The organism is Neobacillus sp. CF12, from assembly GCF_030348765.1.
Lineage (GTDB): Bacteria > Bacillota > Bacilli > Bacillales > Cytobacillaceae > Neobacillus.
Genome location: NZ_JAUCEU010000007.1, coordinates 1,687,178 through 1,700,267 on the forward strand (window position 1 = coordinate 1,687,178; position 13,090 = coordinate 1,700,267).

The following is a 13,090-nucleotide window of genomic DNA, read 5'->3' on the forward strand; positions in this document are numbered from 1 at the left end:
CCCTATTCATATACATTTATAGTTTCGATATGATATTTAGCTATTTTTTCGTACAAGTTCGAACGGGATATCCCTAATTTTCGCGCAGCTAAACTTTTATTCCCATTCACATTTTTGAGGGTATTAATAATTAACTCCTTTTCCATCGCTCTAAAAGAATTCACATTATTAGCGGAAGGATTTATCGATAACGGCTGTTCTGACTTTCTCTTTACACTTAATAGAGCAGCATTAAGAATATATTTTGGTAAATGTTCAGGCTCAATCACATCATGAGCGATTAGGATTGCTCTTTCGATGATATTCTCTAATTCTCTTATATTTCCCGGCCATGAATACCGTTCAAGTATGTTCATCGTTTCCATAGGGATCGTTGGTGAATAACGGTTTGTTCGATTGGCCGCAACTTCAACCAATGTTTTGGTCAATAAGGGAATGTCTCCCTCTCTTTCTTTTAATGGCGGGACAGTGAGCTGTAGGACATTTAATCGGTAATAAAGGTCTAAACGAAAATTTTCGCTTTCAACTTCTGCCTCGAGATTTCTGTTTGTTGCGGCGATAATTCTGACGTTACATGGGATGGGGTCGTGCCCGCCAACCCTTGTGATCGTACGGTTTTGAAGAACACGCAACAATTTCACTTGAATTTCTAAGGGCATTTCCCCAATTTCATCGAGAAACACCGTGCCCCCATTGGCTACTTCAAACTTTCCGAGCCTTCCGCCTTTACGGGCACCTGTAAAAGCCCCATCAACATAGCCGAACAACTCACTTTCTACTAAATCTCTTGGTATTGAAGAACAGTCAATAACAATAAACGGTTTACCATTCCGCTGGCTATGATTATGTATCGCCTGGGCGATTAATTCTTTTCCTGTACCGCTCTCACCTTCTATTAAAATATTGGACTCTGTTTTGGCCGCGACTTTTGCCGTTTTTACCAATTCCTGCATGGCACGACTTCTATATATTAGATCTTCGAATTGAAAAATGGGTTTAATGCTGACTAAACTCTCCAATTTTTTCAATATGATTTTCATTTCTTTAAAGGTAATGACAATTCCAACAGGTAACCCATTTTCAAACATAGGAATAACAGAAAAAATTATATGAGTCTTACCCTTTGGTAAGTCAAAAAACACCTCGCGATTGACCCAATTTTCCTTTGTATGTAAAGTTTCAAGTGGTGATGGCTTAAAGTTAGGCAAAACATCACCGAGAGGATGGCCTGTTAGATCATTTATATCAATACCTAGCATGTTTGTCCCTGTTTGGTTAATAAAGGTAATGATTCCATTTTTATCAACAGTCAAATAGCCTTCATCGATGGTGTTCGTTATCTGCTTTTGATATCTACTTTGCAAAAATAGGGATTTAAGATTTGGCTGGGTCACTAGTTGATAGCTTATCTGTTTCGCAAGGAGATCTAGAATTTGAAGTATTTTCTTATTATTACTTTCTGGGTAAATAATGGTCAAAAAGTATTTATCCTCGCCATTATGTGAAATCGGCCGAATATAAATCCATTCCGATTGGGTATCTCCGCACGAAAAAGAATTGGAATTGAAATATTCTTTCCACTTTACCGGTTTCATCCAGTTAAAGGAATCTCCATTACATTCTATTTCCCTTTCCTGAACATTGTAATGGCATTGGTATGTATACAGATTGCTTAGAAGGATGATTTTTGATATTCCAGTTTCATAATTCCCAATTGAGTTGCAAACTTTTTGAAAATAATCGATTACAACTTGGTTTAATTCTGCCATCTTCTATTACCACCTCTTCAAACCTCGTAATCTTTTACACGATACAAAAGGGAACGCTTACATTCATAGACGTTTAAATTATACCATATTGTCGGATTATTTCGAAATATCGTTAAACCATCAATTAAAAGTAAGTTCATAAACAATAAGTTAACACGTCTTAGTTGTCATTAATATAATTAGTACTTTTTTCCTTTTGCAAAACAAATAACCTTAACCCTAAAGAATTTAGGGCTAAGGCTGCTTTTGGAATGTACTTTATTATCTCAAATGTTGAACTAAAGAAGTTAAGATATCAGCATTTTGTTCTGTTATGGACTTACCTTTTTGTGCTTTTAGTTGATTTTGATAGGCGTTTAGTTGACCTGCCATAGCTTCTTCATTGTCTTTTGCAGAAGATTCTTTTGCTGCTCGAAGCTTGCTCGTTAGTCCATTGGCAATTCCTACATTCGTAACAAAAGATTTTGTCAATGTACTTAAACTATCAAAATCTACTGTTACAGTAAATTGGAACTGTACTTCCACCGTATTCCCAGCTTTATCTACAGCTGACGCATTAAAGGTATTAACACCTATTTTATAATTGTAGGCTGGCCCTTCCACATTTGGACAATTAATGGAAGCAATTCCTGATAACTCATCTATCACGCTGCAAGTAATTGCCACCATGGAATCGACAGAATATGTTTCCACATTCCCAGTAATTGTAATCACTGGCGGAGTGGAATCATCCACCACGGTTACCTCACTAACAGCGATAAATCCACCTTCCACTGTTGCGGCTGTTATCAGTGCTGTTCCTTCTTTTTTAGCTGTGACCACACCATTCTCATCCACAACCGCAACGACTTCATTACTGCTAGACCAAACTACACCTTTATTATTTGCTTGATCAGGTGTAACGGTTGCTTTGATTTGTTCAGAAGTTCCTTCTACTAAATTGAATTTTTCTTTATCAATATTTATCCCTGAAACTTTTTGTTCCGTATCTGGTAGTTTGACTGCAGGTGCATTGGCAAGTAATGCTTCATATTCTGCTTTTGTCACCGGTAAGACTGTACCGTGACGAGGACGTCCAGGTAAATCATAGTTTTCAGAAAGCTTCCATTCACCCGATTGTAAATCAGTGGTTTCAAACGGTACATACCCTCTGCCGCCGAATTCATCAATAAACATATACCATTTTTCTTCCGTATTTGATTTAAATACAGTAGCCCCTTCGCCTTGGCCAATGACTCCTTTTCCAATTCCTTCTTCAATAAGAGTGAAGTTTGGATCTAAAACAGAATCACCAACCTCTTGGAAAATAAACTTACCATTTGGAGTAGAGGCAGAATTACCTCTTTCATCCTTCGTAAAACGATAGATTTTTCCATCATGTTCAATCATTGTTGTATCTATGATGGAATACCCATAATCAATATATACTTGTGGTTCCGTGAACGTATGGAAATCTCTGGTTTTCGCGTACATCATTCGTTGATGGCTTGAACCACTATGTTCTTCGTTGTCATACAGTTTAGAAGCCCAGAACACAATATACTCTCCAGTTGTATCATCATACATTACCTCAGGAGCCCACGTATTTCCAGCAGATTCTGGAGAAACTTCTACCATCCTTTGTTCAGACCAATTTACTAAATCCGTTGATTCCCAAACCATAATTGATTTACTTCCTGCTCTTTGCGCTCTGTCCCAGTTGCCATTTCCATAGATTTTTAAATCAGTGGCAATAAGGTAAAACTTATCTCCTTCTGGTGAGCGAATAATGAACGGATCACGAAGTCCCTTTTCACCCATTTCAGATGTAATCGATGGCTGTGCATTGTTTAATTCTTTCCAGTGCAGCGGGTCATTTCCTTCGCTTAGAGCAAAGTAAATTTGTTCGCCGTTTGACTGACCTTCACCCGTAAAATAGCTGAAAACATAACCTTCATAGTCTTCTTTTTGAGGCATTTCTTTAACATTTGCCAAAAATGCCTTTGTAATGACTTCATTATTGAGTCGGATCGTTGCTGTTAACTTAACCGTCACATCACCGTTTCCATGTTTTGGACGAGTCACCTCTCCACTTGGTGTAATGATTGAAGAATTAGCTGATTTCCAGGTAATGACAGACCCGTTTTCCCCATGTTTCAATAAGGTTAAATTACCGCGAACTTCGTTAATATTATAAACCTTTAATGCTTCCGCATCTTTTCTGACTGCAACTGAATCTTTCAACTTACTTAGTACCGTTACGGTAAATTCTTTCGTAACAGTATTTTTTCCATCTGAAATCGTTGCAATAATTACAACCTGTTTGTTTCCTTCTTCGAATGTCGGTCTCTTTACCATACCATTATTGGTAATGACCTCGTTATTTTGGAATGCCCATGTAATGGTGGTTCCATTAGTACCCACTTCAGGGAACTTTAAATCAGTCGTAATTTCCTCTTTGTTTTGGTTTTTATTGAGGAAATCACCATAATCTAATTGCCCGGCGGCATTCTCAAGAATTAACCCATCCATGGCATCTAATTTTTCTGCCGCTTTTTCTTTTAATGCTAAAATCTCTTCTGGTGATAATGCACCGTTATAAACCTCAAAATCAGCAACCATTCCACCAAAATAAGGATCCCCGGTATAGAAAGATCTAGCAATATATCCGCTTCTGCCATTCGCATTGTTAATTTGAGCTAATGTATAGCCATTAGTTGGACCAGAGCCTACCTCTACTCCGTCAACATACAATGTTACTTTTTTCTCTTCTCCGGACATAACTGCAGTTACTAATTTCCATTTATCTGCTTCTAATTTACCTGTTGTAGCATTTGCTCCTGCTTCGTTCTGCCAGCTAGTTATTCCTAGTCCAACACGTGCGGAGCGGTCTCCGGAATTGCGGCTTGGAGTAGCAAAGAGATATTTATTGCTATCTTGCCCTAAAGCAAATAACCATTCTGCCTCACGGTTGCCGTCCCAATTTACTAATGAAGAAACGGTTACACTATCCAAGCCGTCTAGTACACCTTTAGGCATTTCGATATAAGAGCTGACTGATCCGCCTTGGAAGCTGACGGAACCTACATTTTCTCCCTTTAATACTTGAGCATTTTGTGGATTTACAAGCGTTCCATTAAATTTCCCCGTATTGTCTTTTACAGTTGTTCCCTCGATATTCTTCATATCGTAATCGAGAATTAAATCAGCTGCTTTTGGCTCTTCTTCTGGAGGAGTTGGAACTTCTTCATCTGCAAGAGCTGCAATTTCTTCTGTTGACAGTGCATGGTTATAAATTTTAAACTCATCAAACTTACCATTAAATAAACTATGTGCATCGTTGCTAGATTTTCCCAGGTAGTTCATGGTGGTTTCTAAAAGCATCCTTGGCTCAACATTATAGGTTGAACTTCTGGCAACCTCTTTACTGTTTACATAAACAACAGCATCATATCCTTCAATCGTAACCGCAACATGCTGCCATGAATTATCCGCAATCATTGGAGCTCTTAACGCATATTTGTAGTTGCTGCCTAAAAGAGAATTTTGATTGCCAAACTTTTCAGTAAAAGGTGTAACAATCGCAAATTCTAAGTTTCCTGAATCACCTTGGGTACTTAAATACATCGTATTTCGATTTACAATTCTTCCTGTGTCAGAAGAAAAATCAAAAATACGCTGATTTGCTTGATTGCCTTTTACATTTACCCATGTTGACATCGTCAAACTTTCTAGGTTTAAATCTTTAATTAGATTTTTCGGTAATTCAATGTAACCTGTTGATCCATCAAGAGAAACGGAACCCGTAGATTTTCCAATAGCATCTTTTGTATCTACTACAGCCCCGCCAACTAATTTTGCATCAAATCCATTGCTGGATACATCTTTGATTGTCGTTCCCTCAATATCTCCTGGGTCAAATGTATAGTGAACGACAGGCTCAACCGATTTTTCAGGACCAGGTTTGCCATATTTTTCTTGCAGCGCATTATATTCTGCACGTGTAATCGGAATAACCGTTCCGTGACGTGGTCCAGGAGGTAAAGCATATTCAGATGAAGGAAGGACATTATTGATAAACTGACTTCCATCTTCTAAATCCGTTGACCACCGAACATGATATGGCCAGGAATCTAAGAACATCCACCATTTATCTTCATGGATATCTTTGAAAACTAACTGCCCTTCGTTATTTCCGTTCAAACCAATTAGTCCTCGATTTCCATCTTTTGTACCTGGAATGAGGTCGTACTGGTACCCATTTTCAACAATTCCATCTTTATCATAGAAAATATCATTTGCTTTTTCGTAATAGACTTTATAGTTTACTTCTGATTTCGTTAAACGGTAAAGTGTTCCTTCATTCTCCACAAAACTTGTATCGATGGTTGGGAAACTTTCATCAAGAAACACTTTAGGTTCAGAGAATGTATAGAAGTCTCTTGTGGTTGCATAATACATGACGTTATATTGACCGGATGGCCTGCCGTTTGGATAACTGCCGTATGTTTCTGCATCCTTCATCGATGAAGCCCAGAATACGACGTATTCTCCTGTTTTTTCATTATAAAATGCTTCCGGTGCCCAGGTATTTCCTCCTGTTTTTGGAGCCACCTCTACCATTCTTTGTTCGCTCCAATTAACAAGGTCATCTGATTCCCAAATCATAATGCTGTGACTTCCTGTAATTTGGGCTTGATCAAAGTTGGTGCTTTCTCCCATTTTTAAGTCAGTTGCCAGCATATAGAATTTATCGCCTTCTGGTGAGCGAATAATGAATGGGTCGCGTAATCCCTTTTCTCCCATTGTAGACTGGATAACTGATTCACCATTATTTAACGCTCTCCACTTTAATGGATCTTCAGCAGTCGCAAATGAGATTTCTTCCCCGCCTTCATACTCACCAGTAAAATAGGAGAAGAAGTATGCGTCATATTCTTTCTTTTCAGGCCTTTTAATAACCGTTAAGTCGAAAGTAACTGTCTTCGAAGCATCACCAAGTGAAACCGTTGCTGTTAAAGTAACATTTGTATCTAGATTCGGACGGGTAACCTGGCCAAGCTTTGAGACAACGTCACCTGCTTCAACTGATCCCTTAATAATTTCTGGGTGTGAGCTTTCCCAGCTAATACTTGAACCTTCTTCACCTGCAACAGGGAGATCGATATTCCCCTTCACCTTATCTTGATTATAGATCGATACACTAGCTGCATCTAAATCTACTTTCTGCTGATCTGTATATTCCTTTAATACTGTCACCTTAAATGGTTTACTAGAGGTTATTCCTTCATATGATAGATTTGCAGTAAGTTCCACAATTGCATCCTTAGAATCAACTGCCGGACGGGTTACAGTGCCGTCATTTGCAATTACTTCCGGGTTACTTGATTTCCATGTAATGGATACCCCGTTTTTTCCTGCAGTTGGAAGTGATAAATTCTCTGTTATAGTATCGACACTAGTATTTTTTTCACCTAAATAGTCTGATATATTAAGAGAATCCTGTGCATCAATGATTAATAAACGATTAATTTGTTGGATTTTTTGCGCAGTTTCGTTATATACATTTCCAACTTCTTGGTCTGTCAGTGCCTTTCCATAAACACGAAAATCTCCAACACTTCCCTTGAAGAAAGGATCATTTTTAAAGATGGATTTTCCAATAAATCCTGAGTATTCTGCAGCTGGATCAATGATCTCAGATAGTTTTATACCCTTTGCTGATCCTGAAACTACCTTTTTACCATTTACGTATAGGGTGATGGTATCAGTAGCTGCGGAGAAAACGACAGTAGCAACCTCCCATGTTCTAGCGCTCATAGCTGCCGGTCCTTTATGCAAGGATTCACTGCTCCAGCCTGCCTTTGAAATCCCTGTTGCAGCCACATTACCGGAACCATGTCTAGGAGTTACAAAAAAATACTTGTTTCCAAATTGTGCGTCATCTGAAACTGTTCCCAATCCAAATGCCCAGCGGTTTGATCCATCATTTTCCCAATTTATAAGGGTAGATACCGTTACATCTTCTAATCCGCTTAATAAATCGGAACCGTCAGAAGCTTTAGGTATTTCTATATATCCGCTCTTAGAAGTAGAACCGCCGCCATTAAAAGTAACGAATCCAACCTCGGAATTTTTTACGAGTTTACCATTGTTTGGGTTTTTAAATATCCCATCAAATCCTTCACCAGAAACATTTTCAACAATGATTTGTTCCCCATCTTCTTTCGTTGTCTTCATATCATAATGAAGAATCAAATCATCCGATAAAGAGGTTGGTTCCTCCGCAAAGGTTTTTTGAGGAAGCACACTTGAAAAGGTATTAAACACCATCAACACAATTAAAAAGATAGATAATTTTTTCATCTTTTTCATTTTAGTCTCCCTGGTAAAAATATAATTTTATTGTTATGTTTGAGAAATCGTCTGCTTTTTTCCTACTCCTCTAAGCACACTTATACGTTGGAACAAAATAAAGGCTAGGAGTAAAACACCGATCGCGATCTTCGTCCACCAAGAGCTAAGTGTACCCTCGAAAACGATTAATGTCTGAATGACCCCTAATATTAAGACACCTATCACACTTCCCGCTACGTACCCTGCACCACCTGTTAAGAGGGTTCCGCCTATTACAACTGCTGCGATTGCATCGAGTTCTAATCCATTAGCATGCAGGCCATAACCAGAAAGCATATAAAAAGTAAATACTACCCCTGCAAGAGACGAACAAAATCCACTAAGAGTATAAATTAAGATTTTTGTTTTCCCGACAGGGAGTCCCATTAACATCGCAGACTGCTCATTCCCGCCAATCGCATAAACATTACGGCCAAACTTTGTATAATGGGCGATAAAGATTGCGAATCCAACAACTAGTAGAGCAATTAAGACACTTATGGAAACAAAATATTCTCCAATAAAAATCTTCGTATTAGCTGCGAATTGAAAAAACGTATCATCAATAGAAATCGTCTCTACACTAATTACAAAACTTAATCCCCTTGCTAAAAACATTCCAGCTAAGGTCACGATAAATGGCTGCAAGTTGTAAAAATGGATGAGACAGCCCATGAAAAAACCAAGGATTGGTCCAATTAATAACGCAATCGGGATGACAATCCAAGCTGATAGACTACTAGATTGAAGTAAGCCTGCTGTCACCATACTCGTTAAGGCAATAACCGAACCCACAGATAGATCAATTCCCCCCGAAAGGATGACAAAGGTCATTCCCACTGCAACAATAATCAAAAATGCATTATCAATAAACAAGTTGAGAAACACTTGAGGGGAAGCGAAACCAGTATAAGTGAAAGAACCATACAAATACATCAATAGAAATAAGCTCAGAGTGACCATCAGTGGGTAAAACTTTTTATTCATTTTTAGCCGGATCATGATAGGTTCACTCCTTGTTCATTTTTACTATCCTGTGATATGTTGTTATAAGGCTTTCGCTTCGTTTTCCCCAATACCTTTTCCCTAAAAGATGGAGACTGCAACAAGCATACGATGAGAACAACAATCGCTTTTACTAAAAGGTTTGTTTCTGGCGGAATCCCAATAGAATAAATGGTGGTAGTTAAACTTTGAATAATCAAAGCGCCAATCACTGTCCCCATTAAATAAAATCTGCCGCCAATCAAAGATGTTCCTCCAATTACAACTGCGAGGATTGCGTCCAACTCATACCATAATCCAGCATTATTTCCATCAGCACTTTCGACGTTGGAACTTAATATTAAACCGCCCACACCTGCACAAAAACCAGAAAATAGATAGACCAATAGGATTATATTTTTTGAATTGATCCCTGCTAGACGGCTGGCCTCGGGATTCGTCCCGACAGATTGAATAAATAATCCGATTGCAGTCCTTTTCGTCATGAACAGGGTAAAGCAAAACACAGCTGCCACGATAAACACCGAGAACGGGATAGCGAACAAATAGCCTCCGCCGATAAAAGAATAAGGTTCATAATAAATCGTAGTGATTTGCCCACTTGTTATTAATTGAGCAATACCGCGCCCTGCTACCATTAACACCAATGTTGCAACAATCGGCTGAATACCAAAACGGGACACTAATAAACCGTTCCAAAGACCTGCAGCCACAGATAAACCAATGGCAAAAGCAATCGCTGTGAACAAAGGAACCAAACTATCATTCGAGGCACTTGGTCCCACCGTCATAGCCGCAATTGCACCTGACATGGCAATAACAGACCCTACTCCAAGGTCAATTCCTTTTGTTGCAATGACCAGAGTCATCCCAAGTGAAATAAGAATAAGCGGTGCCCCACGATTTAGGATATCTATGAGACTTCCCGTTAGATGACCATTTTTTACTTCTATTTGAAAAAAACCAGGGTCAAATAGTAGATTAATCGCTAGAATAATGAGAAGAATAAGTACTGGCCAAAATAATCTTGATTTGATCATATCATCTCACTCCCCCGGCGATTTCTTTCATAATATCTTGTTGTGAAATCTGGTTTTGATTATCAATCTCTGAAACCATCTTATGGTCTCTTAAAACAGAAATCCTTCTGCACGTCCGCAGTATTTCTTCCAATTCAGATGAAATAAATAAAATTGACATTCCCTGTTCACTTAAAGAAACCATTAATTTTTGAATCTCAGCTTTTGCTCCGATGTCAATGCCACGTGTTGGTTCGTCAAGAATGAGTAAGTCTGGATTGGTTATCAGCCATCTAGCTAGAAGCACTTTCTGTTGGTTTCCTCCACTTAAGTTCTTAATTAATTGCTCGGGGTTTGGAGGATTAATATTTAACAATTTAATATACTCATCAACGATTGCTTCCTGTTTCTTTCTGGGAATATAGTTAAACCATCCCTTTATTCCTTGAATAGCTAGAATCATATTCTCGCGAATGGATAAATCAGCAATAATCCCTTCGGTTTTTCTATTTTCAGAGGAAAATGCAATTTTATTGGAAATCGCTTGCTTTGGGGAATTTAGATGTACTGTTTTCCCATTGATTTTTACTTCCCCAGTATCTGCTCTATCCGCACCAAATAGCAGTCTCGCCAATTCCGATCTCCCTGAACCGAGTAAGCCTGCCAGACCCATCATTTCACCTTTTCTCAACTGTAAATCAAACGGTTCTATATGACCTTTTTTGGATAACTGAACGGCTTCTAAAAGGGGCTCCCCTTCTAAATCTACCTTGTTCCTCGATGCTTCTGATAATGAACTGATATCCGATAATTCTTTGCCAATCATTTTTGAGACCAATTCAAACCTTGAGAGGTCTTGCGTTCTATACTCGCCAATCCATTCACCATTCCGAAGGACGGTAAGACGATCGGTAATTTCATATATTTGGTCAAGGAAATGGCTGATAAAAACGATCGATAGTCCTTGCTGTTTTAGTTGTCTAATAACGGAAAACAGCTGCTTCACTTCATTCATATCCAGACTTGAAGTTGGCTCATCTAGAATGAGAACTTTAGCTGAAACATTTAGGGCACGTACAATTGCTACCATTTGTTGAATCGCGACAGAGTAGGATGAGAGTGTCTTTGTGACATCAATTTTTAAATTAAGATTACTTACTAGTTCTTCTGCCCTTCGATTCATTTCCTTCCAATCAATTCGGCCTCTTTTCATGATTTCACGGCCAATAAAAATATTTTCGACAACAGATAGGTTTGGGCATAAGTTTACTTCTTGATAAACCGTGCTTATTCCTAATTCTTGAGCCTCAAGCGGTGTTGTAACTTTAATAGGAATACCATCTAACATGATAGTTCCCTCATCAGCTATATAAACACCTGTTAGGACCTTGATAAGCGTGGATTTACCTGCCCCATTTTCACCCATCAAAGCATGAACTTCGCCAGGGAATAACCGCAAACCTACATTTGATAAAGCCTTTACTCCCGGGAAAGTTTTCGTAATTCCTTTCATTTCAAGTCTCACCTTTTGTATACTCAAGCTTTTTACCTCCCAACTCAATTTCTTGAATTCTTTATGAAGCCACTAACCGCCTATCGTTGAAATGGATTTTTAGTGGCTCCGATTGTTCAAATTAATATTTACGAGTTGGAAGAAGTTCCTCAGCTTGATCCATTGTATAAATGCTTTCTTCAACAGAGATACGCTTTTCTAACTTTTCTCCTGAAATATGCGCTTCAATTAAATCTACCAATTGAGGTCCAAATAATGGATTACACTCAACTGTAACATTCATTTTACCTGCTGCCATTGCTTCGAATGCACCTTTTACAGCATCTACTCCAATAATTTTGATGTCTTCACCTGGTTTTAAGCCGTATTCCTCAATTGCTTGAATGGCACCGATTGCCATGTCATCATTATGGGAGTATAGAACGTCAATGTTATCACCATCAGATTTTAAGAAAGCTTCCATAACTTCTTTCCCTTTTGCACGGGTAAAGTCACCTGATTGAGATTTAATAATCTTAAAGTTTTGGTGATCAGCCATTACCTCTTCAAAGCCTTCTTTTCGGTCAATGGCCGGTGCGGAACCAACCGTACCTTGAAGTTCAACAATGTTAACTTCTCCATCCTCGTCGGCCATTTCTTCTACTAACCAATTAGCCGCCTTTCTGCCTTCTTCCACAAAGTCAGATCCTAAGAACGTTACCCATAAAGAGTCATCTTTGATATCTACAGCACGGTCCGCTAAGAAAACAGGAATTCCTGCTGATTTTGCTTCTTTTAAAACAGTTTCAAAGCCGGTTTCAACCACTGGTGAAAAAACGATAGCGTCAACCTTTTGTGCAATAAACGAACGAATTGCTTTAATCTGGTTTTCTTGTTTTTGCTGAGCATCAGAGAACTTTAATTCATGACCTGCATCCGTAATCGCTTTCTTGACTGATTCAGTATTTGCTGTTCTCCATTCGCTTTCAGCTCCTACTTGAGAAAACCCAATCACCAACTTCTCACTGGACTTTTCACCTTCCTTATTCCCATTACTACCTGCGTCACCACCAGTACTCCCCGACGAACATGCAGCTAAAAACAGGACAAGTGAGATCATGACCAACATCATGATTTTTGATTTTAATAGTTTTTTCATTTGTAAATTCCCCTTCTTTCCAATACTTAAATTGCTAGCAACCAGATTATTCGTTAATCCATCATTAGCTTGACTTGATTATAAAACGCTTCCACAGAAGGATGAATAGAATAGTTTACGAAAAAAATAGAAATAATTTCGCTTTTTATCTCTTTTTGAAACAGGAAAGTAGAATATTTTCAGAAAAGTGTATTTTTTTTGTTAATTCCAAGCTGGCTGATTGGCTCATAAGTCCTATTCTGGTAGAATGAGTAAGGGTTTGAACCTATTG

The 13,090-nt window shown here is 38.4% G+C and carries 6 protein-coding genes; all 6 read right to left on the reverse strand.

Annotation, left to right across the window (positions count from 1 at the left end; translation table 11 throughout):
- Window positions 1-2: 2 nt before the first annotated feature.
- Window positions 3-1,769 (reverse strand): sigma-54 interaction domain-containing protein, encoded by a 1,767-nt coding sequence (locus QUG14_RS08145; RefSeq protein ID WP_289340011.1) that lies wholly within the window; start codon window positions 1,767-1,769, stop codon window positions 3-5.
- Window positions 1,770-2,030: 261 nt separating this feature from the next.
- Entirely contained in the window at window positions 2,031-8,123 is a 6,093-nt protein-coding gene (locus QUG14_RS08150) for an immunoglobulin-like domain-containing protein (protein WP_289340012.1), read from the reverse strand.
- Window positions 8,124-8,156: 33 nt separating this feature from the next.
- Complete coding sequence (gene yjfF, locus QUG14_RS08155; protein WP_289340013.1) at window positions 8,157-9,146, reverse strand: galactofuranose ABC transporter, permease protein YjfF; 990 nt, start codon at window positions 9,144-9,146, stop codon at window positions 8,157-8,159.
- On the reverse strand, window positions 9,143-10,189 hold the full coding sequence (locus QUG14_RS08160) for an ABC transporter permease (RefSeq protein ID WP_289340014.1): 1,047 nt from the start codon (window positions 10,187-10,189) through the stop codon (window positions 9,143-9,145). The genes yjfF and QUG14_RS08160 overlap by 4 nt, the downstream gene beginning before the upstream one ends.
- A gap of 1 nt (window position 10,190) precedes the next feature.
- The gene (locus tag QUG14_RS08165) at window positions 10,191-11,708 is read right to left on the reverse strand and encodes a sugar ABC transporter ATP-binding protein (RefSeq protein WP_353961067.1); all 1,518 of its coding nucleotides are present in this window, start codon (window positions 11,706-11,708) and stop codon (window positions 10,191-10,193) included.
- 94 nt (window positions 11,709-11,802) lie between these two features.
- Window positions 11,803-12,819 carry an ABC transporter substrate-binding protein gene (locus tag QUG14_RS08170; protein ID WP_289340015.1) on the reverse strand — a complete coding sequence of 339 codons (1,017 nt, stop codon included), beginning with the start codon at window positions 12,817-12,819 and terminating at the stop codon, window positions 11,803-11,805.
- Window positions 12,820-13,090: the final 271 nt, after the last annotated feature.

Bases quoted from the DNA above. Each gene is read 5' to 3' on its own strand.
- QUG14_RS08160 (WP_289340014.1), bottom strand. From the start codon at position 10,189: ATGATCAAATCAAGATTATTTTGGCCAGTACTTATTCTTCTCATTATT.
- yjfF (WP_289340013.1), bottom strand. From the start codon at position 9,146: ATGATCCGGCTAAAAATGAATAAAAAGTTTTACCCACTGATGGTCACT.
- QUG14_RS08170 (WP_289340015.1), bottom strand. From the start codon at position 12,819: ATGAAAAAACTATTAAAATCAAAAATCATGATGTTGGTCATGATCTCA.
- QUG14_RS08150 (WP_289340012.1), bottom strand. From the start codon at position 8,123: ATGAAAAAGATGAAAAAATTATCTATCTTTTTAATTGTGTTGATGGTG.
- QUG14_RS08145 (WP_289340011.1), bottom strand. From the start codon at position 1,769: ATGGCAGAATTAAACCAAGTTGTAATCGATTATTTTCAAAAAGTTTGC.